The sequence below is a fragment of the Mycobacterium cookii genome, assembly GCF_010727945.1.
GTDB lineage: Bacteria > Actinomycetota > Actinomycetes > Mycobacteriales > Mycobacteriaceae > Mycobacterium > Mycobacterium cookii.
Window position 1 is genome coordinate 4,556,311 of the sequence record NZ_AP022569.1, and the last position, 22,889, is coordinate 4,579,199.

Genomic DNA, 22,889 nt, shown 5'->3' on the forward strand with positions numbered 1-22,889 from the left:
GTTCTCCTCAACTGCCTCGGGTGGCCAGATATTTCGTCAGCGCGTTCGCCGAGCTCATCGACGGCCGCCATTCGGTGGTGGACTGCAGCAGGGCGGAGTCGAGCAGCGGGTCGCCGAGCGTCACCCAGTGCCCGGAAAAGGGTGTAAGCCGCAGCCGGAAAGCAAGATTCGAGCCGGCTTTCAACGCTCCCAGCGGACCCGGGATCAGCCTGGCACCGCTGATCGAGCAGATCTCGGTGACGCTGGTGTGATCGGCCGGCGCGACGTTGTACAGGCCGCTGAGCCCGTGCGTGAGGATGGTCGCGTAGGCATCCACCAGGTCGGTGTCCCACAGGAACTGGTAGTACGACCGCGAAGGACGTGGATAAACAACGACTTTCGACAACAGCGTCTGCAGACCGGAGTTGTCGAAGTGTTCGCCGACGACATAACACGGCCGCACAACGGCCAGCTTCGTCTTACCGTCGGTGACGTTGACCCAGTACCAGTTCGCCAGATGCTCCAGCAGCGCCTTGTGCTGGAAGTAGTAATGGCCGTCATCGCGGTCGCCGGCCGGATAGTCGGCCTCGTTGCACGTTTTACCGGTGCCGCAGTTGCGCACGCCGAGGGCATTGGCGCTCGACGTCAACACGAGCTGCCCGATGCCGACCTCGCGGGCCTGCTGCAGAAGACTTTTCGTCGCCGCGACGTTGACCTGATACGCGAGTCGCTTGTCGTGCGGTTCCTCGACGCAGTAGGCCAGATGGACCAAAGCGTCGCAACCGCGGACGGATTCGAGATCGATCCGGCCGGCCAGGTCGAGGAAAGTCTCGCGCAGCTTCGGGTGCCGCTCACCGGTGGCACGTCGTCCCAGCGCGGTCACCTCGGCGATGTCGTCGCATCCGCACGCCCAATTCAGCACGGACCGGCCGAAATCCCCGGTCGCGCCGGTCAGGGCAAGACGAAATCCGTCCCTCATGCAGCCGCCAGCGCCCACGAGAGTTCGTCGGTGAGCACGTCAGCGCACCGACCGATGTCGTCGTCGTTCAGCTCCGAGGTCATGCACACCCGCAGGACCGGTTTGCCCAGCGGCACAGCGGGATAGATCGCCGGGGTGACGAAGACGCCGTTGTCTTTGAGGTTGTTCCAGCTCAGCACCGTGCGCAGCTCGTCGAACAGCCGGATGGGAATGATCGGCGACCAGTCCGGGCTGTCGTCGTCCGGCCGATGCAGTTCGACGTCGAGCGGTTTGAGCGCTTCGCGCATCAAGCGGGAATTGCGCTCGAGTTTCCGCCGACGTTGCTGTCCTTCTGCGCCCCTGATGACGTCGATCGCGGCGCTGGCGGATGCCATGGCTGCCGGCGTCCCGGAGGTGCTGAACCACAGCGAACGAGCGCTCATCCTGATCTCGTCGATGATGTCCTGCGAACCCGCGATGAATCCACCAAGCCCGCCAATGGCTTTGGACAGCGAACCCATCAGCACGTCGATGTGCTGCGCGACGCCGCTGCGCTCGCTCAGGCCCGCTCCCGTGGGACCGAACACGCCGATGCCGTGTGCTTCGTCGACCATCACCCACGCGCCCGCTTCTTTGCAAACGTCGATGATCTGTCGCAACGGGGCGGTCGAGCCCTCCATCGAGTACAGCGAATCCACCAGGACCAGGATTCGCCGGAACGAAGTGCCGGCGTGACTGTGCAGCGCGGCGACCAACGAGGACACGTCGTTGTGGTCGAACTTGGCCTCCACCGCGCGGCTCAGGTGTACGCCGTCGCGGATCGAGGCGTGCACATACGAATCCATCACCGCGAGGCAGTCGGGACCGAGCAATCCCTGGATGGTCCCGACGTTGGCCTGATACCCGGTGGTGAACACCAGCGCATCGTCGCGGCCCAGCCAACTCGCGAGTTGCTTTTCCAGCGCGACGTGCAAGCTGTACGTGCCGTTGAGCAGACGGCTGCCGGTGGTGCCGACCCCGAACTCCTGCGTTGCCCGTATCGCTGCCGCTGTCACGTCGGGGTGCGTCGACAAACCGATGTACGAGTTCGACCCGAGCAGCACGCACTGCGTCCCGCGGACGCCGACTCTGGGTGGGTCGACGGAATCGATGGGCTGAAAGAACGGGTTTTTGCCCAACGACCCGAAGTGCCGTGCGAGCGCGACACGTTCGTTTACATCAGCGGCGATATCGCCGGTCTCGGAAATTGCTGTGTCGTCCATGCGTCAGTACCCCCTGTCGTTGCGGCTGAAGGCGCTGAGAACCGCGTGGACTGGGGGGGGAGTAGCCGAACCGAACCGGTCGCATCGAGCTACCTCCGTCACGCCATCCCTCGATGGGGAGTCCCCGCGTGTCGCCTTGTCCCGGCGTACCCGGTTTGACCACCGGTCACACCAGACAGGGATTCGAAGCCGACTGGTCGGCGGACGGCTAGTTTTTCGGCGAAATTTCCCGCTCGTCGGCCCCGTCGACGTCGCTCGGCAGCGCGACGTCGACAGCCGGTGGCATCTCCAGCGGCAACAGCACGATGAATCGGGTGTCGCCGGGCACTGATTCGACGCGCAGGTCGCCGTGGTGCTTGTTGACGACGATCTTCCACGCCAAGTCCAGTCCGAGGCCGGTGCCCTCGCCGACGGGTTTGGTGGTGAAGAACGGCTCGAAGATGTGCTCGAGCACGTCTTCGGGGATGCCCGGACCGGTGTCACAGATTTCGACGCGCAGCATCTCGTTGGCCTCGCGACAGGTGCGGATGGTCAGCGTGCCGCCCTTGTCGCCCATCGCGGCGATCGCGTTGTCGATGATGTTGGTCCACACCTGATTGAGATCGCCTGGATAGCAAGGGATTTGCGGCAGCGAGTGATCGGTTTCCTTGACGACCCTGATGTGGCAACTGCTGTCCTTGCCCAGCCGGTCGGCGAACATGGTCAGCGTGCTCTTCAGCAGATCGTGCACGTCGGCCACCTGGAAGGGCGCCCGGTCCATCTGGGAATACTGTTTGGCGTCGGCGACCAGTGACGAAATGCGTTGGCTCGCTTCGGAAATCTGATTCAGTAACAGCTCGCCGTCAATCGTGGCGTTGAGCCAGCGGATCGCCTTCTGCAACGATGCCGACACGTCGAGCTCCTCGATGGTCGCGGATATCCGCTCCAACCACTCGACGTCGATACCGCCTTCGACGAACGTCGGCGCCAGATCCCAGGCGTCGTCGATGCCATGGCCTTCCAGCCACTCGCCGACGGCGTCCTCGGTGTCGGCGGTTTCCATCGCGCTCATATGCTGTGATGCCGTCTTGGCGACCTGCTCGGCGATACGTTCCTGCAGCCGCACCAGGCTACGCAGTGCGTCCGGGGTGATGGTGCCGTCGGCGAGCATCAGCATTTTCTGCCGCATCCCGGCGATTCGCTCGCGCAACTCGGCCGCGGCGCGGACGCTGGCGGCGGCGGGATTGTTCAACTGGTGGGTGAGCCCGGCCGACAGCTGGCCCAGCGCCAGCAGCTTCTCGCGATTGTCGATGAGCCGCCGGGTCCGCTCGGTCCCGACGGCGATTCCGTCGAGCAGGTGCACCGCCATCGGGAACTGGTCCTTCATGAACGCGGCGAACGCCGGCGCGTCCATCACGAAGAACCGCGACGGCTTGGTCACGTGCACCGATGTGGTGTAAGCCTGCTGCTTTTCGCCGGTAAATGCTTGCCACGCACCGCAATACACACCGCGATGCGATGTTCGGTTGGTTTCGATGTCCTGGCCGCCGGAAAGCTTCGACATCGCCAGCTCGCCCTCGATGAGGACGTAGAAACAGGTCGCGGGTTCACCTTCGACGCAGATCGGGCCCGGCTCGAAATTCTCGATATGGCCGTCGGCGCACAACATCGCGAGCTGTTCGTCGCTGAGATGCTCGAACAGGAACAGCGTGCGTAATTCGTCTGCGTCGCAATTGGATTCAACGGTCATGATTCCGCCAAGTATCGGTGCACCAGCATGACGGCCATCGATCCCTCACCGACGGCGGCCGCGACCCGCTTTGCCGACTCCGATCGCACGTCGCCGGCGACGAAGACGCCCGGCACGCTGGTCTCCAGGTGGTGCGGCGGACGGTCCAGCGTCCAGCCACACACGTTGCGCAGGTCCGGTCCGGTGAGGATGAAGCCGTGGTCGTCGCGGGCGAGGACGTCCTTGAGCCACTCGGTGCGCGGCGCGGCGCCGATGAAGATGAACATCCGTGCGCAGGTCACGTCGTCGGTCTGCCCGGTCCGGTTGTCGATCAGGGTCAGGCGTTCGAGGTAATCGCTGCCGATGGCGCAGTGCACTTCGGTGCAGGTGCGGACGGTGATGTTGGGACGTTGCTCGATCTGCTGGATGAGGTAGTGCGACATCGACGCCTCCAGCGACGGCGCCCGCACCACGATCGTCACCGATTTCGCCTCGCGGGACAGATACATCGCGGCTTGGCCCGCCGAGTTCGCCCCGCCGATCACGTAGACCTCTTCGCCCTCGCATTCCGAGGCGATGGACACCGCGGCCCCGTAGTGCACGCCGCGACCTTTCAACGTTTCGCAGCCGTCCGCGGTCAGCTCGTTGTAGGCGACGCCGGTGGCGACGATGATCGCGTGCGCGTCGATCGAGCCGCCGTCGTCGAAGCGAATCGTGCGTTTCGGTCCGTTGATCTCCAGGGCAGTGGCGGTACGGGCGGTGATGAGTTCCGCGCCGAATTTCTCCGCTTGTCGGCGCGCCCGTTCGGCCAGCTGGCTGCCGGACACACCGTCGGGAAAGCCCAGATAGTTCTCGATCTTGGAGCTTTGGCCGGCCTGGCCGCCGGTCGCGGTGGTCTCGATCAACACGGTACGCAGACCTTCGGACGCGCCGTAGACGGCGGCGGCCAGACCCGCGGGGCCGCCGCCGACGACGATCAGGTCGTAGAAGTCTTGCGACGGCGTCGTCGTCAGGCCCAACGTGTCGGCCAATTCGGCGTCACTGGGCTCGACGAGCGGGTCGCCGTGTTCGGTGACCACGACCGGGAGCCGCTTGCCGTCCTCACCGGCCGCTTGCAGCAGTTGCTCGCCGACGGGTTCGTCGGAGGCGAACCAGGTGTAGTACAGCCCGTTGCGGGCCAGGAAGTCGCGGACCTCCCAGGACCGCGCCGACCAGCGGTGGCCGATCACCTTGGTGTGCGGGATCGGCCGCTCGGGTGCGCGCCGCCAGGCGTCGAGCAACTCGTCGATGACGGGGTAGAGCTTCTCCTCCGGCGGGTCCCAGGGTTTGAGCAGGTAGTGGTCGAGGTCGACGACGTTGATCGCGTCGATCGCGGCGTGGGTGTCGGCGTAGGCGGTCAGCAACACCCGCTTGGCCGCCGGATACAAGTCCATGGCCGCTTCGAGGAACTCGATGCCGGTCATCTGCGGCATCCGGTAGTCGGCGACGAGCATCGCGACCGTCTCACCACGCAATTTGAGCTGCCTGAGGGTGTCCAGCGCGTCGGGCCCCGATTCGGCCCGCACAATGCGGTTGGCCTCGCCGTAATGGCGGCGCAGGTCCCGGGCAACGGCCCGCGACACCGCCGGGTCGTCGTCGACGGTCAGCATCACAGGCTTGCGTTGGGGATCGGGGCTTGTGGGGCGCGTCATCGGCATCAAGTATGCGCCTGTCAGAGGCCGCATGTGAGGTTGACGGTGGCCGGTCTCATTCCGCCGACAGCGATTTTGGTCAGCAGGAAACACCAGGTATCGTGGAGCAACGGCGCTTCATGCGCTGACTTTCAGTGTGCCCAGTCTTCGGAATTTCCTGTCGCCGGTTCACGTTGCAAAGCCGGCGAATGCTGCACCGATCTGGGCGAAGAAGCGAAACGAAACCAAAGACGAGGATCTGAAGACAAGTTATGGCCAAGAAGGACGGCGCCATTGAGGTCGAGGGCCGCGTAGTCGAGCCACTGCCCAATGCGATGTTTCGCATTGAGCTGGAAAACGGCCACAAGGTGCTTGCCCACATCAGCGGGAAGATGCGGCAGCACTACATCCGCATCCTGCCCGAGGACCGGGTGGTAGTGGAGTTGTCTCCCTACGACCTGACCCGGGGCCGCATCGTGTACCGCTACAAGTAACCAACCGCCCGAACAAACGACATCGACGAGAAGACAGAACAGGATCGAACAGCCGTGAAGGTCAACCCGAGCGTCAAGCCGATCTGCGACAAATGCAGGGTGATCCGTCGGCATGGGCGGGTCATGGTGATCTGCTCTGATCCGCGCCACAAGCAGCGTCAGGGCTAGCCGATACCCCAGCTGCCGTCCGGCGACGATGCAGGCCGTGAAGCGGCCTGAGGAGAAGCCGGACAATCAGGTAAGCGCATACAACTGAATGCAGACCTCCCAGCACCACTGAACGACTTGCATCTTTAGAGATGGGGCAGTTCAGCCTCGTCCGGAACGGAGGCCGGACCCCGGGAGCCCGGAGTTGTTTTCTGGGCCAGGGAACGGGCTGGGAATTAGACCTCCGCATAGAGAAGGAATGCCACCCATGGCTCGACTAGTGGGCGTCGACCTCCCGCGCGACAAGCGCATGGAGGTCGCGTTGACGTACATCTACGGCGTCGGCCGTACCCGCTCCAACGAAATCCTGGCCGCTACCGGGATCGACAAAGATCTGCGCACCAAGGACCTCACCGACGATCAGGTGACCCATCTGCGCGACTACATCGAAGCGAACTTGAAGGTCGAGGGTGACCTGCGCCGTGAGGTGCAGGCCGACATCCGCCGCAAGATCGAGATCGGCTGCTACCAGGGGCTCCGGCACCGCCGCGGCCTGCCGGTGCGCGGTCAGCGCACCAAGACCAACGCGCGCACCCGCAAGGGCCCGAAGCGCACCATCGCCGGCAAGAAGAAGGCCAGGTAAGTCATGCCCCCAGCAAAGAAGGCAGCCGCCTCGGCGCCCAAGAAGGGTCAGAAGACCCGGCGGCGGGAAAAGAAGAACGTCCCGCACGGCGCCGCTCACATCAAGAGCACGTTCAACAACACTATCGTGACGATCACCGACCTGCAGGGCAATGTCATCGCCTGGGCGTCCTCGGGTCACGTCGGCTTCAAGGGGTCGCGTAAGTCGACGCCGTTCGCCGCGCAGTTGGCCGCCGAAAACGCCGCCCGCAAGGCGCAGGAACACGGCGTCAAGAAGGTCGACGTGTTCGTGAAGGGCCCGGGCTCGGGCCGCGAGACCGCGATCCGGTCGCTGCAGGCCGCCGGCCTGGAGGTCGGCGCGATCTCTGACGTCACCCCCCAGCCGCACAACGGCTGCCGCCCGCCGAAGCGCAGAAGGGTCTAGGTAAGAAGAAATGGCTCGTTACACCGGACCCGTCACCCGCAAGTCGCGCCGCCTCGGCGTTGACCTGGTCGGCGGAGATCAGTCCTTCGAGAAGCGCCCCTACCCGCCCGGTCAGCACGGCCGCGCGCGGATCAAGGAGAGCGAATACCGCCAGCAGCTGCAGGAGAAGCAGAAGGCCCGCTTCACCTACGGCGTCATGGAGAAGCAGTTCCGCCGCTACTACGCGGAGGCCGCGAGCCGTCCCGGCAAGACCGGTGACGAGCTGCTGCAGATCCTGGAGAGCCGGCTGGACAACGTCGTGTACCGCGCCGGGATCGCCCGCACCCGCCGCATGGCCCGCCAGCTGGTCAGCCACGGTCACTTCACCGTCAACGGCGTGAAGGTGACCATCCCCAGTTACCGGGTGTCGCAGTACGACATCATCGACATCAAGGGCAGGTCGCTGAACACCGTGCCGTTCCAGATCGCTCGCGAGACCGCCGGCGACCGTCCGATCCCCAGCTGGATTCAGGTGGTCGGCGAGCAGCAGCGCATCCTGGTCCACCAACTGCCGGAGCGCGCGCAGATCGACGTGCCGCTCAGCGAGCAGCTGATCGTCGAGTACTACTCGAAGTAATTCTGGCGCCGCATCCGCGACGGCCAGAAACCCAACCGGCATCAAATAGTGGGTGCCGAGAAGGAGATAGAAGAACACCATGTTGATTTCACAGCGACCGACTCTGTCCGAAGAGATCATCAGCGACAGCCGTTCGCAGTTCGTCATCGAGCCGCTGGAGCCGGGTTTCGGCTACACGCTTGGTAACTCGCTGCGCCGCACGCTGCTGTCGTCGATCCCGGGCGCGGCCGTCACCAGCATCCGCATCGACGGTGTGCTGCACGAGTTCACCACCGTGCCGGGTGTCAAGGAAGACGTCACCGACATCATCCTGAACCTCAAGAGCCTGGTGGTGTCCTCGGAGGAGGACGAGCCGGTAACCATGTACCTGCGCAAGCAGGGCCCGGGCGAGGTCACCGCCGGTGACATCGTGCCGCCGGCCGGCGTGACCGTGCACAACCCCGAGATGCACATCGCGACCCTGAACGACAAGGGCAAGCTGGAGATCGAGCTCGTCGTCGAGCGTGGCCGTGGTTATGTCCCGGCCGTGCAGAACAAAGCGTCGGGCGCCGAAATCGGCCGTATCCCAGTCGATTCCATCTATTCGCCGGTGCTCAAGGTCACCTACAAGGTGGACGCCACCCGTGTCGAGCAGCGTACCGACTTCGACAAGCTGATCCTCGACGTCGAGACCAAGAGCTCGATCGGCCCCCGCGACGCACTGGCATCGGCCGGTAAGACGCTGGTCGAATTGTTCGGTCTGGCACGCGAACTCAACGTCGAGGCCGAGGGCATCGAGATCGGGCCGTCGCCGGCCGAGGCCGACCACATCGCCTCGTTCGCGCTGCCGATCGACGACCTGGACCTGACCGTGCGGTCGTACAACTGCCTCAAGCGCGAGGGCGTGCACACCGTCGGCGAGTTGGTCTCGCGCACCGAGTCCGACCTGCTCGACATCCGCAACTTCGGTCAGAAGTCCATCGACGAGGTGAAGGTCAAGCTGCACCAGTTGGGTCTGTCACTCAAGGACAGCCCGGCCAGCTTCGACCCGTCGGAGGTCGCCGGTTACGACGTGGCCACCGGCACGTGGTCGGCTGAGGCTGCCGCCTACGACGACCAGGACTACGCCGAAACCGAACAGCTCTAACACATCCGTCCCGGTCCTACCTGATACGGGGATCGGCCCCATTGAGGAGAAGTCGCAATGCCCAAGCCCACCAAGGGTCCCCGTCTCGGCGGGTCGTCGTCGCACCAGAAGGCGATCCTCGCCAACCTGGCGACGGCGCTGTTCGAGCACGGCCGGATCAAGACCACCGAAACCAAGGCCCGGGCATTGCGTCCCTACGCGGAGAAGCTGATCACCCACGCCAAGAAGGGCACGCTGCACAACCGGCGTGAGGTGCTCAAGAAGATCCGCGACAAGGACATCGTGCACAGCCTGTTCGCCGAGATCGGGCCGCACTTCTCCGACCGCAATGGCGGCTACACCCGCATCATCAAGGTCGAGAACCGCAAGGGCGACAACGCTCCGATGGCGGTCATCGAGCTGGTGCGGGAGAAGACGGTGACCTCCGAAGCCGATCGCGCACGCCGCGTCGGAGCCTCGAAGGCCGCCGCCAAGGCCCCGGCCGCCAAGCCGAAGGCCGCCGAGTCAGAAGCTGCTGAGCCCGACGCCGTCGAGCCGGAAGCCGTCGAGCCGGAAGCCGTGGAGCCCGAAGCCGTCGAAGAGACCGCGGATGAGGCCACCGCGACCGAGGCGGAAGCCGAGGACAAGGACGCTGACTAGCGATTCATCGTTGAACGACACACCCGCCATCGACACCGATGGCGGGTGTGTTCGTCTACGGCTCGATATCGCTTATGACGGAACGGATTTCGCGGGCTGGGCAGCGCAGTCAGGCCAGCGCACCGTCGCCGGTCTGCTGGACGAGACGCTCTCGACGGTGTTCCGGACACCGGTGCGGCTGTGGGCGGCCGGTCGCACGGACACCGGCGTGCATGCGACCGGGCAGGTGGCCCACGTCGATATTCCCGTCGACGCGCTGCCCCATGCGTATCCGCGGTCGCCGCGGCCGAATCAGGCCGAGTTCGTGCCGCTGGTGCGGCGGTTGGGCCGGTTGCTGCCCGCTGACGTGAAGGTTCGCCGGATCGCGCGTGCGCCAGCGGGTTTCGATGCGCGGTTCTCGGCCTTGCGCCGTCACTACGTGTACCGGATGTCGACGGCGGACTACGGAGTGGAGCCGCATCAGGCCCGCTACGTCACCGGCTGGCCGCGCCCGCTGGACGTGGACGCCATGGCGGCGGCGTCATACAACCTGTTGGGGCTCAACGACTTTGCGGCGTTCTGCCGTCAGCGCGAAGGGGCGACCACCATCCGCGACCTGCAGCGCTTCGACTGGGAGCAGGACGGCGATCTGATCACCGCCTACGTCACCGCCGACGCGTTCTGCTGGTCGATGGTGCGCTCGCTGGTCGGCGCGGTGCTGGCCGTCGGAGAGCATCGGCGCAGCGTGGATTGGTGCTGCGAGTTGCTCACCGCGACGGGTCGGTCCAGCGACTTCGCCGCCGCGCCCGCGCGTGGTCTGACACTGGTCGGCGTGGATTACCCGCCGGACAGCGAGTTGCAGGCCCGGACGTTGATCACCCGCGACCTGCGCACCCGGGATTAGAGCTTGGCCGCCACGAAATTGGCGGCCTTGTTGATCAGGCCCGAGTCGACGTATGACGGCTGCAGATGGGCAGCCCATTGCAAATTCTGGAAGCTTCTGGTGCAGATCGGGTCGTTGGCGGCGCACAGGTCGATGGTCTTACCGGCGAAGGCCGGACTGAAATTGGTGGCCGGGCCGAGCACCCGTTGGGTGCCGTTGCCGAACAACGCGACGGCGGCGACGTGGTCATCCACCGACGGCGGCAGCGGATTCATGAAGCCGAACCCGGGTCTGTTCACGCCGACCACGACGTCGGCCGCCGCGGCGCCCAGTGAGTAACCGCCCAGCACCAACTTGGTGTTCGGGCAGCTTGCCGCCATCGACTGCGCATGCGCGCTCATGTCGTTGGCGGCGATATCGATCTCGGTGTTGGCGGGGTAGTTGACCCCGTACGAGCCGACGGTCATCCGCGGCACCTTCGCCCGCAGCGCGTCGATGAAGGACTGGCCGATCAGGCCGACGCCGGGTGGTTCTTCGCGGCCCCGCGCGAAGGTGACTTCGGCGTCCGGACAGGCGGCGGAAGCCACCGGAAGCATCGCCGACGGGATCGGCGCCAGGGCAGATGCGCTCAGCAAACCGCCCACCGACAGTGTCGCCGCTGCTAAGCGGGCCAGGCGAAGTCGCATGAGCAAACGTTAGGGGGTAAAACTATTGGTCCGCTGTGAGCCGTATGAGGGTTCGGCCAGGGAAAACGGCTAGCCCAGCTTGCCGGCGACGAAGTCAGCGGCCTGGTTGACCTCGCCGTCCTGGATGTAGCGCGATCCGGAATGCTGCGGCCAGTTGTCCTGCCAGGTGTGCGGATCGCCGGGCTTGCAGATCGGGTCGTCGCCGTGGCACATGTCGATGGTCCGGTCGGCGTAGATCGGGTTGAAATTCGTGATCGGCCCGACCCACTGGGTGCCGTTGCCGAACAGCGCGACCGCGGCGATGTGCGCATCGGCGCCCGGCGGCAGCGGATTGTTGAAGCCGAATGCCGAGATGGGAGCCGCTACCACGACGTCGGTGACCGCCGCGCCGAGGGAGTAGCCGCCCAGCACGATGCGGGTGTTGGGGCAGCCGTTGATGGTGGACTGGACGTGCGCGCTCATGTCGTTGGCGCCGACGTCGATCTCGGTGTCGGCGGGGTAGCGCACCGCGTAGAGGCTGACGTTTTTGTTGACCTTGGACCGCAGCGCGCTGACGAAGGCGTTGCCGACGACGCCGGCCCCGGGCGATTCCTGTCGTCCCCGGGCGAACACCACCTCGACGTCGGGGCAGGCCGCCGACGCCGTCGGGAGCAGCGACGAGATTGTGGGTGTCAGTGTCGGCGCGAGCATCGAGCCCGCGGCGAGCAATACGGCGGCGGCCGCGCGCAGCGTCATGGCCCGATCGTAGAGCTCGGAGCTGAACTCAGTGCAATAAGCGAGTGATCAGCGAAAGGCGATCGGCTGGGTTTGGTCAACCACGGTCGGGGCCTGCTGACCAGGTCCCGGCAGCGGTCCCGGTCCGGACGCAGGTCCGGGCGGGACACCCAGGGGACCGGGCAGGACGCCCAGCGGCCCGCCGGGCGCGGTGGGTGCCATCACCGTCAGCAGCCTGGTCTGGACGAAGCTGGCCGCCTGGCTGGTGTAGACGGGCACGTATCCCTCGGTGTGGCCCTTCCACTCGTTGCCCTGGCCGGCGTGGCAGATCGGGTCTTCGGGGTTGCAGTAGTCGACGGCTTTGGCGCCGAACATCGCGCTCTGCGCCGCGATGGTGCCGCCGCTGCGGTCCGCCGGGTTGCCGAAGGTGGTGACCGCGATGATGTTGTTCGCGTACTGCGGCGGCAGCGAGTCGCCCCAGCCGACGCCGCCGATCTGCGTTCCGGTGACGATGTCGACCACCGACGCGCCCTGCGAATAGCCGCCGAGCACCTGCGGGGTGGCCGGGCACTTGTCGGCCACCTCCTTGATGTGCTTGATCGCGTCCTTCGCGCCGTCGTTGCCGTGCAGCTGCAGCAGGGTGGCCCGGTAGTTCACGCCGTAGGCGTCGATGTTCTTGCCGGTGTTCTGGCGCAGGCTGGACACCAGGGCGTCGCCCACACGGCCCAACCCGTTCGGCTCGTCGGTGCCGCGGGCGAAGGTCACCGCGACGTCCGGGCAGTTGTCGGCCCTGGCTGACGGGACCGCGCTCGGTGCGACGAGCGTTATGCCTGCGGCCAGCAATGCGGCTGCGGTCAAGCTGAAGCGGCGTGACCAGGCCCGACGGGGGTGGGAACGAGTGTTGCGGCTAATGCTCACCAGGCGATTCTAGCGATTTCGGGGCCGTCGGTCATATCTACGGGTTTCCTGTGGATGAACGACGAAGCGCGACACTGCTTCGACCTACCGTGAAGCCGGATGACGACCACACGGCTGCACGTCAGCGCGCACCGATTCCTGCTGCGCCGTCTGGAGCGCGCGCTGCTGGGCCGGGACGTCCACATCGTCGACGAGTCGATTCGCGCGCCCGCTCGATCGCTGATCGCAGGGTCGGTGCTCGCCGTGATCCTGCTGGCCGGCTGCGCGATGCTGGCCGTCGTGCGCCCGCAGCCCGTCTCGACGAACGCGCCGATCTTGATGGCGATGCCGTCGGGGGCGCTGTTCGTACGGTTGGGCGACACCGTGCATCCGGTGCTGAACCTGGCGTCGGCGCGGTTGATCATGCGGACCGCCGTTGACCCGCAACCGACACCCGAATCGGAACTCAATCGCAGCAGTCGGGGTCCGGTACTGGGAATCCCTGGAGCCCCCCAGGTCCTCGGCACACCACTGGCCGACGACGAACTGCGCTGGACCGTCTGCGACGGCCGCGAGCGCACCACCGTCGTTGTCGGCCGGGTCGAGTCGGCCCACGTTCTGGGCCGCGAAGAGGCACTGCTGGTGAGGCCCACCTCCGGCGGCTCGACCTACCTGCTCTACGACGGTCGACGGGCAGTGGTGAACGTGCACGAATCCGCGGCGGTGCGCGCGCTCGGGCTCGAAGGCGTTGTCCCGCTGGCGGTCTCACCGGTACTACTGAACCTCATACCCGAGATGCCGCCCCTCACCGCGCCGCGAATTCCCTTTGCCGGCAGTCGCGGGCCGGCTGCGCTCGCGGGATTTGCGATCGGCAGCGTGCTACGGGTCGCCAGCACGGCGGGCGACGAGTACTACGTCGTGTTGCGCGAGGGGGTCCAGCGTGTCGGGCAACTCGCCGCCGACCTCGTGCGGTTCACCGACTCGCACAACGCGCGCACCGCGATCTCGGTCGCGCCGGACGTCGTCCCTACCGTGCCTGCGGTGACTCTTCTACCGGTCTCAGGATTCCCCGACAAAGCGAGGATATCCGCGGTTGTCGACGGCGAGATGCTCTGCGCCCACTGGACGCATACGGCGTCGGGCAACGCCGAGATCTCGTATTCGGTTGGCAGCCTGCCTATCCCGACCGGACGGGCGCCGGTGATCTTGACTCAGGCCGACGCCCGAGGGCCCGCCGTCGACGCCGTCTACCTTCCGCCCGGTCGGATCGCGTACGTACGCGCCACCGGTCTGTCCGCCGGGAATGCGGGCGCGGGCACTCGCTACCTGATCTCTGACGCCGGTGTCCGATTCGCCGTGCGCGACGACGAAGCCGCTCACGACCTGGGCCTACCTGACTCGATGATCCCGGCGCCCTGGCCGCTACTCGCGACACTGCCGGCGGGTCCGGAATTGAGCAGGGCCAATGCCTCAGTCGCGCAGGATGTTCCGGTCGGTGGGCGTAGCTCGCCGTAGCCGGCCCCGCAGTGCGCTCAGACTCAGCACTGCCGTCAATGCACCGCCGCAGATGGCAGCGCCGGCCAACGCGGTGCGTTGCGCACGGCGGTCCACCCGCACAGGATGCGCCGGTTCCGGTATGGGTACCGCGGTCCGGGTCGCTTGTGCTGCTGGGTTCGTCGGCGGATCGGTGCTGACCGCCGCGAGGAAATCCACCAACCCGGCGCCGACTCGAGGATCCCGTCCGGTTGGCGGATGATGTGCCGTCGCCGTGATCCGTTGCATCACTTGACGAGCCGTCAATTGCGGGAACCGGGATCGGATCAGCGCCGCCAGCCCGCTGACTACCGGCGCGGCGTAACTGGTCCCAGCCAGCGGAACCGGGCCGTGTTCTCCGTCTACCGCATTCGCCAACCCGGCACCCGACGAACTCAGCGATAACACCCCTTCGCCGGGGGCGGCCACATCCACCCACGGGCCGGCAAGGGTGAACGACGACGGCTCGCCGTGCGGGTCGATCGAACCGACCGTCAGCACATAGTCGTCGTACCAGGCGGGGCTGACCAGGACCGTCGCCGTGTCCCATGTTGCCTGGGCCTGTTGCGCCGGGCACTGCCCGGGGCCGCTGTTTCCCGCGGCAGCCACCACGACGGCGTTCTTGGTGTCGACGGCGTAGGCCAGCGCCGCGCCCAGGGCGTGGTCGTCGAATGCCGATCCGACGCCGACGCAGGCGACCGAGGAGATGTTGATCACCGACGCGCCCAGGTCGGCGGCCGTCCGGACGGCTTTCGCCATGGTGTCGACGTCGCCGACACCAGATGTCGATGGGTCCGCGGCCGGACCGAACTTCGCGCTGGACTGCCGGATGCTGATCACCTGGACGTCCGGCGCGACCCCACCGAAGTCGTCGGCATGGCCGGGAACCGTTGCAGCGGCGATGATCCCGGCCACGGCGGTCCCGTGCCCATCACAATCTTGGGTGCCGTCCCCGCTGAACACGTAGTCACCTCCGGCGGTGATCTGCGGCAGCCGCGGGTGTGGTGACACTCCGGTGTCGATGACGGCGACGCGTTGGCCTGTGCCGCGGGAGAGTGTCCATACTCGTGGGAGATCGAGAACCGAAAGTTGGCTGTTGCGAATTCCATTCGCGTCATGAATGAGGGACGGAACCGCGCAGATTTCTCGTTGCACGGTAGGTCGCGGTGGTCGCGCCGGTTCCGGCTGAGGTAGTCGACGGTGGTCGATCGACGGCGGCGAGACTGCATTCGCGGGTATGGCGCCACATTGCGGCAGCGCCGCGACGTACGCCGCCGTCACACAGCGCAGCATGCGGAACTGCCTTGTCTTCAAGGCAGATTGAACCCGCGCGCGACGGCATAGAACCCACAGATCCAGCAGGCCAGCGGCACGACAGCCGCCAAGGCCAGATATTCCATCAGCTCGGCAACGCGCTGTCCGACCGGTGAGATTTTCGTCGACAGGTTGACGAAGCCAAGACACAGCGCCGCAGCGGCGAGCCCCACCGATACCGCCGCGATGTAAACCGATTGGAGCGGGTGCGCCGTCGCGGCCGCGATGCTAGCACCGCTGAGTGTGAGAGTTCCACACGTGATGAGCGGCAAAGACATCGCGAGGTCGCGGTGCGCACGTGCCCGGGACAGCAGCACGCCACCGATCAACGCAGTGAACGCCAACAGTGGACCACTCGCCGGATGCGGGCCCAATGCGGCACCGACCGCACCCAGCGCGGCGGAAGCTGAGAACGCGCCCACCATGCTGTTCAGATATACACGGGCGCGAATCGCCCTTGTTTTCAGTCGATCTGAATTCAGCATCGGTTGCGATTGCAATTGCGAGGACAGCCCGGCCAGCATGATCGACATCGGTGCGGATACCTCGATCAAGATCAGTGATATCGCGGCTGACCCGGCGCCGAGGGCGCGCAGCGGAACACTGCACACCGCACCCACCAGCGCCACGGTTGCGGTGACCGCGCCGAAACCCATCAGCGCGGTGAACACGGCTGCGTGGCAACTCATTACACGCATCACGGCCGCGGACGTGGCGCAGGCGGAGGCCGCACACAGGACATTCGGTGCGCCCACATCGCCGGGGATGAGTGACGTGCCGGCGATTGCGGCGAACCCGCAGCCGATCAGCCCCAGCGTCAGTCCTGCTGAGTTCTCACGAAACACGCGATACGCGGTGATACCTGCCGCCAGGCCGACAAGGCTCGTCAGCGCCGAGACGGCGACCGTTTCGGCGCGGATCGCATCGCTCACACCTCGGACGACTATTGCCGCGCCGACCACTGCCAGCCAACCGGCGACCAGTACGGCGGTGAGTCGGGACGCCCGTGGAGCCCACTGTCGGTCGGAGCCGGTAAGCGACTCGGATACCGCTTCGGCCACGTCATCGAGACGCGGCGCCGCCAGTTCCGCCGACGACGTGCTCAGGATCAAAAGAGCGCCATCGCGGATTCCGATCTGGCTCAACGTCTTCGACAGGTCCAGTGCGATGTGTCCCGGCAGCGACATCTGATAGCGCGCAGCCACCCGCCCGGCCTGGAATCCTCGTTTGCCGGAGATGATATCGACAATCGCGGGTAGCAGCGATCCGAGCGGCACCGATTCGGGCAGGGCAAGATCTGCGCGGACGGAGTCGGCGTGGACCGTCACGCGGCGCAACATTGCGTCACGCGGGGGGAATCCGTTTGGGTTCGCAACTGCCGCTGTCTGATTCACGTCGATCTCCGTCCGCCGAGACGGAGGCTAGCGGGTGCGCCGAGGTTGCATGTGAATTGATCCACAGGCGACTTGCCGCTGACGTCGCGTCTGCCTACCGTGCGAGCGACAACGGGCCAGCAAGGGAGGCCGGGTGGAGTCGTTCAATATCGGTGCCACTGCGGAATTCACGCCGCGGTTGCGACTGACGCCGCCGCCATTCGATGCTGCCGACCTCGTCGTGGCGGCACCGAAGGAAGCGACAGGGCCGGCTCAGACGAACCCGATGATCCGTTTCCTGCCGGTCGTCATGGCCATCGCGACGGTCGCGGCGATGGCGGTGGTCTTTCATTCCCGGTCAGGGGTGCCGCGAACTCCGGCATTCATGCTGTTTCCGGTCATGATGCTGGTATCGGCAGCGGCGACCGTCGCTTCCGGCGCGGGCCGGCGCCGGGGTGAGATCGACGCCGAGCGCACGGAGTACTTGCGTTACCTCTCCGGCCTACGTTCCGTCGCTGTCAAGAATGCTGTCGCGCAGCGCGATTTGCTGACCTGGTGTCATCCCGACCCCGACGCCCTATGGACCCTGGTCGGCGGATGCCGGATGTGGGAGCGGCGGAGTTCGGACACCGATTTCGGCCAGGTGCGGATCGGTGTCGGGACGCGACCACTCGCCGGCCGGTTGGTCTCGCCGGTGATCGAATCAGCGCACCGGTTGGATCCCGTGGCTCTCGGCGCGATGACCCGCTTTGTCGAGGCGCACTCGATGGTTCAGGAGGTACCGATTGCGATTGACTTGCGCGGAGTCGTGACCGTCGTCGGTGCCAAACCGCAGACCCGTGCCGTGGTGCGCGCGATCATTTGTCAACTGGCCGTTATGCACAACCCGAACTCGGTGTTGATTGCCGCCGTTGTCACCGGCAGCAACGGATCCGATTGGGACTGGTTGAAATGGTTGCCGCACAACCGGCATCCGATCGCCCACGATGATGTTGGATCGGTCCGGATGGTGTACCCGACGTTGGCGACAGCGAAGCAGGCGCTCGCCGGTCTCGCTGTCGATCACGTCGTCGTGGTCGTCGACGCCGTCGAGGACATCACTCTCGTGGCGTTCCAGCGCGACGGAGAGACAGTCGCGGGGGAGCTGCGGCTCCAGATCTCCGGCGGCATCGGTGCAACCGAGGTATCAACAAGCGAAGAAGTTCTCGGTCGGCCGGACCAGATGAGTGAGGTCGCCGCGCTCACCTGCGCACAGAGGTTGGCCGGTTACCGACCCGGTGATGCCGACGCCGCGACAGCGGGCGACGTGCGTTGGCAGGATCTCGTCGGGATCCGGGACATCACTTCCTATCCGGTCGTCGAGTACTGGAACAGCCGAAGCCCGCGCGAGCGGCTTCGGGTCCCGATCGGCACGACCGCCGAGGCCGCGCCGGTCGACCTCGACATCAAAGAGTCCGCCGACAACGGAATGGGACCACACGGCCTGTGCATCGGGGCAACCGGATCGGGCAAGTCCGAATTTCTTCGAACAGTCACGCTCGGCATGATCGCCCGCCATTCACCCGAGGTGCTCAACCTGGTGTTGATCGACTTCAAAGGCGGCGCGACGTTCGCCGGACTGGCACCGGTGCCGCACGTCGCGGCGGTCATCACCAACCTTTCCGACACGGCGGCGTTGGTCAGCCGAACACGCGATGCCTTGACCGGCGAAATGAACCGCCGTCAGGAAACGCTCCGTGCGGCGGGCAACCTGGACGGGATCATGGCCTACGAGCGTGCCCGGCGGTCGCGACCGGAGCTGAGCCGGCTGCCGGCGCTGTTCATCATCGTCGATGAGTTCTCCGAATTACTCAGTCAGCATCCAGATTTCGCGGACGTCTTTGCGGCCATCGGACGACTTGGCCGATCGTTGGGCATGCACCTGCTGCTGGCCAGCCAGCGACTCGACGAGGGCAGGTTGCGCGGGCTGGAGTCACACCTGTCATATCGCGTGTGCCTGAAAACGTTGTCGGCGAGCGAATCACGCATGGTGCTGGGCACACCGGACGCCTACGAATTGCCGGGCACGCCGGGCGCGGCGTATCTGCGGGTCGGTACCGAGCCATTGGTTCGTTTCCAGACCGCCTACGTGTCCGGTCCCGATGCTCGTGAAACGCTCAGGTATCTTCCGGCGCCGCAACGCGTAATGGAAGTCCGGCCGTTCACCACCGAGCCGGTTGGACGGGTCGGATCCGGCATCGCCACGGTCCATCCCGCGGATCGGCCGACGGTCGTTCAGAGCGTTGTCGAGCGACTGTCCGGGTACGGCCCACGCGCGCACGAAGTTTGGTTGCCACCGCTCGGAGCGGCGCCGGCACTCGACGTCGTACTCGCGGACACTGAACCGCTGGATGCGTTGACGATTCCCATCGGAAGCGTCGATCGCCCATTCGAGCAGCGTCGCACACCGCTGGTCATCGACTTATCCGGAGCCGCAGGCAATGTCGCGGTCGTCGGCGCACCGCAATCCGGTAAATCGACCGCATTGCGGACGCTCATCACCGCGCTCGCAGTCACTCACGATCCACGCATGGTCCAGTTCTACTGCCTCGACTTCGGCGGGGCGGCGTTGGCGTCGATGCGAGATTGGCCGCACGTGGGCGCGGTTGCCGGAAGGGCTGATACGCCGTTGGCCCGCCGCATCATTGGTCGAATTCACACCATCGTTCGATCTCGGGAGATGCTCTTTCGCGAGCACGGGATCGAGTCGATGGTGCACTACCGGGGGCTGAAGGCGGAACGAGATCCGCGATGTGACCGGTTCGGCGACGTGTTTCTCGTCGTCGACGGGTGGGCTGGCCTGAATCGGGATGCCGAGATCGACGACAGCGCGATCGCCGCAATTGCCGCAGAGGGGCTCTCGTTCGGTGTGCACGTCGTGCTGTCCGCGTCGCGTTGGGCTGAGATTCGTCCCGCGCTGCGAGATCAGATCGGCACCCGGATCGAGTTGCGGCTCGGCGATCCTGCGGATTCCGAGCTGGACCGCCGGCGCGCTCACGATGTTCCCAAAGGTCAACCAGGACGGGGTCTTTCCCGAGACGGATTGCACATGGTGGTCGCACTGCCCAGACTGGACGGCGCCGACTCGAGCTCAGGGCTGGCCGAGGCCGGCGCGCAGGTCGGCACGATGTTGCGCTGCCGTCATAGCGAATGGAGTGCGCCGCCGATCGCGCTGCTGCCCACCCGGATCGACCTGGACAGTCTGACCGAACGACCAGACGCGGGGATCGTTCTCGGCGTGGAGGAGACCGAGCTGCGGCCGGTGGCCATCGACTTCGCGAAGCAGCCGCACCTGCTGATCATCGGAGACAGCGACTGCGGCAAGACCTCGACATTGCGGACGGTCTGCCGCGAGCTGATGAGATCGACGAATTCCGGGCAATGTCAGCTGGTCATCGTCGATGTGCGACGCTCGTTTCTGGACGTGGTGAAGCCCGAATCCGGACTGCTCGGTGCATACCTCGCATCCGCGGACGCGGTCGGCGAGGCAATACCACGCCTGGTCGAACAGCTGCGTCGACGGATGCCCCCGCTGAATGCCACTGTGGCGCAATTGCGTAACCGATCGTGGTGGTCAGGTCCGGAGATCTACGTCGTGATCGACGACTACGAGTTGGTCGCTGGCGCTGCACTGGCCAATCTCGCGGACTTGCTGCCGCACGCTCGGGACGTCGGTTTACACCTTGTGGTTGCGCGTCGCAGCGGCGGTGCGGCCCGCGCCATGTTCGAGCCACTGCTAGCCGGGTTACGTGACAACGGTTGCCTGACATTGCTGATGAGTGGCGACCCCGAAGAGGGATTGGCCATCGGGTCTGTCCGACAGTCGCCCTTGTCGGCTGGCCGCGGCTCGTTGATCGCTTGTCGGAGCAGCCCGCAGCTGATGCAGGTCGCCTGGAGCCCGCCGCCGTGAGGGCGCATGTCGTCGAGGTCGGCCCGACGGCGATACGTCGATTGTGTTGCGGCGTCGGCACTGTCGCCGACGTCGAGCTGGAGCGAGTTGCGTTCGAAAGCCTCGACGACGCGGTAGCGCTGGTAGACCTCCGCCCGGTGACGGTCGAATCGTTGTGGCGTTCGGTTCTGGAGTCGCTGAAGTGCGGCGACGCAGACAGCGTCACCGTCATTTACCCGTCGTGGTGGACGCCGCGGCGTGTCGGTGTAATCCGCACCGCCGCAGAGGTTCTGGGTGATAAAGCTGTGATGAAGCCGCGGTCGTGGCTGCTGGACCAGGCGTCGACATCCGCGGTGGCGACAGTCGAAATCGCCGACGGGTTCGTCGTTGTGAGCGGCTCGACCGTGGTGGCCGAAACCCGCCGTCGAGAACAGCGGGCCGTCGTCGAAGCGGTCGTGAGCGCAGTGCTGCGGATGGCCACCATCGACACCATCGTCATCGATGCGCCGAGAACGGTATGCGGAGCCGGCACACTTTCCGCGCTGATCGCCGAAGAATTGCGGGCCGCCGGCGGCATGACCGTGCTGGAGATCGGCGACATGGAGCTGAGAAAGCTTGCTGCCGGAATCGTTCCGAGTGACGCCTCAGATGACGACGGCGCCTCGGAGGGCGCCGGCCGCCGTCGGTGGCAGCTCGCCCTGATGGTGCCGATCGTCAGCGCTGTCCTGGGCGTCGGCGTTGCGGTCCACCGCCCCACACCGCCGACTGTGCAGGATGTGGTCCCGACGACCGTTGTCGTCGAAGGTCATGTTGCACTGGAAGTTCCGTCTGGATGGCCGGTACGACGCGTGGTGGCCGGACCAGGTTCGGCGCGGTTGCAGATCTCGTCGCCGTCTGATCCAGAGGTGGCGCTGCACGTGACGCAATCAAAGGTCGCCTTGGCGGGTCTGGATGCGACCGCCGAATTCCTCAAATCCGCGATCGACTCAGCGCCGGCTGGCGTGTTCGTCGACTTCAACCCGGCCGGACAGAATGCCGGTCGCCCGGTCGTGACCTACCGCGAGGTCCGGTCCGGTCACGACGTCCGGTGGACGGTGTGGGTGGACAAAGCCATCCGGATCAGCATCGGCTGTCAAAGCCGCCATGGCCTGGGCGCGGCCACCAGCAGCGAATGCGATCGCGCAGTCCGGTCAGCACGAGCAGTGATGTGAGGGAACCAATCGGGGCGGTGGCGAGTCCTATCCCTTGACAGCGGCAGGAAGGAATTGCGTGAACACACCGATAGGCGGCAATGCACTGAGCGCCGACTTCGACCTGATGCGGTCGGTGGCGGCAGCCATCGACGCCCGCAACGAGGAAATTCGGGCGACGCTACAGGCCTTCATCGGTCGCGTCAGCACCGTCCCGTCGTCGGTGTGGGGCGGTTTGGCGGCAGCACGCTTCAAGGACGTTGTACAGCGGTGGAACGCGGAGTCGATGAAGTTGCACCACGCGCTGCACGAGATCGCGGAGACCGTCCGCCAAAACGAAGTCTCGTTGCGCGAGGCCGCCGAGAACCACGCGTCCCACATCGGCGCGGCCGCCGGGAAGCTGTGAGGCCATCAGCCATGAACGCGACACTGTCATACAACTTCGACGAGATCGAAGGCTCAGTCCGGCAAGAGATTCACACCACGTCGGCACGCTTCAATGCCGCGTTGCAGGAACTGAGGGCGCACGTTGCTCCGCTGCAGGAGCTGTGGACACGTGAAGCCGCGACCGCATACGGCGTCGAGCAACTCAAGTGGCATCAGGCCGCGACCGCCCTCAACGAGATCTTGATCGACCTCGCTCGTGCGGTACGTGACGGGGCCGACGATGTCGCGGCCGCAGATCATCGGGCCGCCGGCGCCTGGCAGCGGTGATTACCCAAAGACT

Annotated in this window: 22 protein-coding genes; 13 read left to right on the plus strand and 9 right to left on the minus strand. The window is 65.8% G+C overall.

The window, feature by feature from the left end:
* Positions 1–7: 7 nt before the first annotated feature.
* From G6N27_RS21410 to G6N27_RS21425, 4 genes are all read right to left on the minus strand, one after another.
* Positions 8–958: an NAD-dependent epimerase/dehydratase family protein gene (locus G6N27_RS21410; RefSeq protein ID WP_163779900.1), complete on the minus strand. Its 951-nt coding sequence runs from the start codon at positions 956–958 to the stop codon at positions 8–10.
* A complete protein-coding gene (locus tag G6N27_RS21415; RefSeq protein WP_163779902.1) occupies positions 955–2,199 on the minus strand; it encodes an aminotransferase class I/II-fold pyridoxal phosphate-dependent enzyme in 1,245 nt (414 codons plus the stop codon). Before G6N27_RS21415 ends, G6N27_RS21410 begins: the two co-directional genes overlap by 4 nt.
* A 208-nt stretch (positions 2,200–2,407) precedes the next feature.
* Positions 2,408–3,928 carry an ATP-binding protein gene (locus G6N27_RS21420; RefSeq protein WP_163779905.1) on the minus strand — a complete coding sequence of 507 codons (1,521 nt, stop codon included), beginning with the start codon at positions 3,926–3,928 and terminating at the stop codon, positions 2,408–2,410.
* Positions 3,925–5,598, minus strand: coding sequence for an FAD-dependent oxidoreductase (locus tag G6N27_RS21425; RefSeq protein WP_163779907.1), 1,674 nt, complete (start codon positions 5,596–5,598; stop codon positions 3,925–3,927). Before G6N27_RS21425 ends, G6N27_RS21420 begins: the two co-directional genes overlap by 4 nt.
* 251 nt (positions 5,599–5,849) lie before the next feature.
* Between G6N27_RS21425 and infA the strand changes: the two genes are divergently transcribed.
* From infA to truA, 8 genes are all read left to right on the plus strand, one after another.
* The gene (gene infA, locus G6N27_RS21430; RefSeq protein WP_005140011.1) at positions 5,850–6,071 is read left to right on the plus strand and encodes a translation initiation factor IF-1; all 222 of its coding nucleotides are present in this window, start codon (positions 5,850–5,852) and stop codon (positions 6,069–6,071) included.
* 54 nt (positions 6,072–6,125) lie between these two features.
* Positions 6,126–6,239 (plus strand): 50S ribosomal protein L36, encoded by a 114-nt coding sequence (gene rpmJ / locus G6N27_RS21435; protein ID WP_003879483.1) that lies wholly within the window; start codon positions 6,126–6,128, stop codon positions 6,237–6,239.
* 247 nt (positions 6,240–6,486) lie between these two features.
* Positions 6,487–6,861: a 30S ribosomal protein S13 gene (gene rpsM, locus G6N27_RS21440; protein WP_163779909.1), complete on the plus strand. Its 375-nt coding sequence runs from the start codon at positions 6,487–6,489 to the stop codon at positions 6,859–6,861.
* A 3-nt stretch (positions 6,862–6,864) separates the two neighbouring features.
* The gene (rpsK, locus tag G6N27_RS21445) at positions 6,865–7,284 is read left to right on the plus strand and encodes a 30S ribosomal protein S11 (protein WP_163779912.1); all 420 of its coding nucleotides are present in this window, start codon (positions 6,865–6,867) and stop codon (positions 7,282–7,284) included.
* A gap of 10 nt (positions 7,285–7,294) precedes the next feature.
* On the plus strand, positions 7,295–7,900 hold the full coding sequence (rpsD, locus tag G6N27_RS21450; RefSeq protein ID WP_163779914.1) for a 30S ribosomal protein S4: 606 nt from the start codon (positions 7,295–7,297) through the stop codon (positions 7,898–7,900).
* A 79-nt stretch (positions 7,901–7,979) separates the two neighbouring features.
* A complete protein-coding gene (locus tag G6N27_RS21455) occupies positions 7,980–9,026 on the plus strand; it encodes a DNA-directed RNA polymerase subunit alpha (protein WP_163779916.1) in 1,047 nt (348 codons plus the stop codon).
* A gap of 57 nt (positions 9,027–9,083) precedes the next feature.
* Positions 9,084–9,665 (plus strand): 50S ribosomal protein L17, encoded by a 582-nt coding sequence (gene rplQ / locus G6N27_RS21460; RefSeq protein ID WP_163779918.1) that lies wholly within the window; start codon positions 9,084–9,086, stop codon positions 9,663–9,665.
* A gap of 10 nt (positions 9,666–9,675) precedes the next feature.
* A complete protein-coding gene (truA, locus tag G6N27_RS21465; protein WP_232064733.1) occupies positions 9,676–10,548 on the plus strand; it encodes a tRNA pseudouridine(38-40) synthase TruA in 873 nt (290 codons plus the stop codon).
* Here truA and G6N27_RS21470 read toward each other — a convergent pair.
* The 3 genes from G6N27_RS21470 to G6N27_RS21480 form a co-directional block, all read right to left on the minus strand.
* Positions 10,545–11,213 (minus strand): cutinase family protein, encoded by a 669-nt coding sequence (locus G6N27_RS21470; RefSeq protein ID WP_163779923.1) that lies wholly within the window; start codon positions 11,211–11,213, stop codon positions 10,545–10,547. The two genes, truA and G6N27_RS21470, sit on opposite strands and share 4 nt — an antisense overlap.
* A 69-nt stretch (positions 11,214–11,282) precedes the next feature.
* Positions 11,283–11,948 (minus strand): cutinase family protein, encoded by a 666-nt coding sequence (locus G6N27_RS21475; RefSeq protein WP_163779925.1) that lies wholly within the window; start codon positions 11,946–11,948, stop codon positions 11,283–11,285.
* A gap of 48 nt (positions 11,949–11,996) precedes the next feature.
* Positions 11,997–12,770 (minus strand): cutinase family protein, encoded by a 774-nt coding sequence (locus tag G6N27_RS21480; protein ID WP_372513063.1) that lies wholly within the window; start codon positions 12,768–12,770, stop codon positions 11,997–11,999.
* Between the two features lie 174 nt (positions 12,771–12,944).
* On the opposite strand from G6N27_RS21480, the gene eccB reads away from it, so the two are divergent.
* On the plus strand, positions 12,945–14,339 hold the full coding sequence (eccB, locus tag G6N27_RS21485; RefSeq protein WP_163779927.1) for a type VII secretion protein EccB: 1,395 nt from the start codon (positions 12,945–12,947) through the stop codon (positions 14,337–14,339).
* Here eccB and mycP read toward each other — a convergent pair.
* Both mycP and eccD read right to left on the minus strand, forming a co-directional pair.
* On the minus strand, positions 14,295–15,650 hold the full coding sequence (mycP, locus tag G6N27_RS21490; RefSeq protein ID WP_163779929.1) for a type VII secretion-associated serine protease mycosin: 1,356 nt from the start codon (positions 15,648–15,650) through the stop codon (positions 14,295–14,297). The two genes, eccB and mycP, sit on opposite strands and share 45 nt — an antisense overlap.
* Before the next feature lie 17 nt (positions 15,651–15,667).
* Complete coding sequence (gene eccD, locus G6N27_RS21495) at positions 15,668–16,999, minus strand: type VII secretion integral membrane protein EccD (protein WP_163779931.1); 1,332 nt, start codon at positions 16,997–16,999, stop codon at positions 15,668–15,670.
* 214 nt (positions 17,000–17,213) lie between these two features.
* Between eccD and eccCa the strand changes: the two genes are divergently transcribed.
* The 4 genes from eccCa to G6N27_RS21515 all read left to right on the plus strand — a co-directional run bounded on the left by eccCa (position 17,214) and on the right by G6N27_RS21515 (position 22,876).
* A complete protein-coding gene (gene eccCa, locus G6N27_RS21500; RefSeq protein ID WP_408632618.1) occupies positions 17,214–20,993 on the plus strand; it encodes a type VII secretion protein EccCa in 3,780 nt (1,259 codons plus the stop codon).
* A complete protein-coding gene (locus G6N27_RS21505) occupies positions 20,990–22,183 on the plus strand; it encodes a type VII secretion-associated protein (RefSeq protein WP_163779933.1) in 1,194 nt (397 codons plus the stop codon). Before eccCa ends, G6N27_RS21505 begins: the two co-directional genes overlap by 4 nt.
* Before the next feature lie 85 nt (positions 22,184–22,268).
* Positions 22,269–22,568: a WXG100 family type VII secretion target gene (locus G6N27_RS21510; protein ID WP_276045156.1), complete on the plus strand. Its 300-nt coding sequence runs from the start codon at positions 22,269–22,271 to the stop codon at positions 22,566–22,568.
* An 11-nt stretch (positions 22,569–22,579) separates the two neighbouring features.
* On the plus strand, positions 22,580–22,876 hold the full coding sequence (locus G6N27_RS21515; RefSeq protein ID WP_163779937.1) for a WXG100 family type VII secretion target: 297 nt from the start codon (positions 22,580–22,582) through the stop codon (positions 22,874–22,876).
* Positions 22,877–22,889 lie beyond the last annotated feature (13 nt).

Bases quoted from the DNA above. Each gene is read 5' to 3' on its own strand.
- G6N27_RS21410 (WP_163779900.1), bottom strand. From the start codon at position 958: ATGAGGGACGGATTTCGTCTTGCCCTGACCGGCGCGACCGGGGATTTC.
- G6N27_RS21415 (WP_163779902.1), bottom strand. From the start codon at position 2,199: ATGGACGACACAGCAATTTCCGAGACCGGCGATATCGCCGCTGATGTA.
- G6N27_RS21420 (WP_163779905.1), bottom strand. From the start codon at position 3,928: ATGACCGTTGAATCCAATTGCGACGCAGACGAATTACGCACGCTGTTC.
- G6N27_RS21425 (WP_163779907.1), bottom strand. From the start codon at position 5,598: ATGACGCGCCCCACAAGCCCCGATCCCCAACGCAAGCCTGTGATGCTG.
- infA (WP_005140011.1), top strand. From the start codon at position 5,850: ATGGCCAAGAAGGACGGCGCCATTGAGGTCGAGGGCCGCGTAGTCGAG.
- rpsM (WP_163779909.1), top strand. From the start codon at position 6,487: ATGGCTCGACTAGTGGGCGTCGACCTCCCGCGCGACAAGCGCATGGAG.
- rpsK (WP_163779912.1), top strand. From the start codon at position 6,865: ATGCCCCCAGCAAAGAAGGCAGCCGCCTCGGCGCCCAAGAAGGGTCAG.
- rpsD (WP_163779914.1), top strand. From the start codon at position 7,295: ATGGCTCGTTACACCGGACCCGTCACCCGCAAGTCGCGCCGCCTCGGC.
- G6N27_RS21455 (WP_163779916.1), top strand. From the start codon at position 7,980: ATGTTGATTTCACAGCGACCGACTCTGTCCGAAGAGATCATCAGCGAC.
- rplQ (WP_163779918.1), top strand. From the start codon at position 9,084: ATGCCCAAGCCCACCAAGGGTCCCCGTCTCGGCGGGTCGTCGTCGCAC.
- G6N27_RS21470 (WP_163779923.1), bottom strand. From the start codon at position 11,213: ATGCGACTTCGCCTGGCCCGCTTAGCAGCGGCGACACTGTCGGTGGGC.
- G6N27_RS21475 (WP_163779925.1), bottom strand. From the start codon at position 11,948: ATGACGCTGCGCGCGGCCGCCGCCGTATTGCTCGCCGCGGGCTCGATG.
- eccB (WP_163779927.1), top strand. From the start codon at position 12,945: ATGACGACCACACGGCTGCACGTCAGCGCGCACCGATTCCTGCTGCGC.
- mycP (WP_163779929.1), bottom strand. From the start codon at position 15,650: ATGCTGCGCTGTGTGACGGCGGCGTACGTCGCGGCGCTGCCGCAATGT.
- G6N27_RS21515 (WP_163779937.1), top strand. From the start codon at position 22,580: ATGAACGCGACACTGTCATACAACTTCGACGAGATCGAAGGCTCAGTC.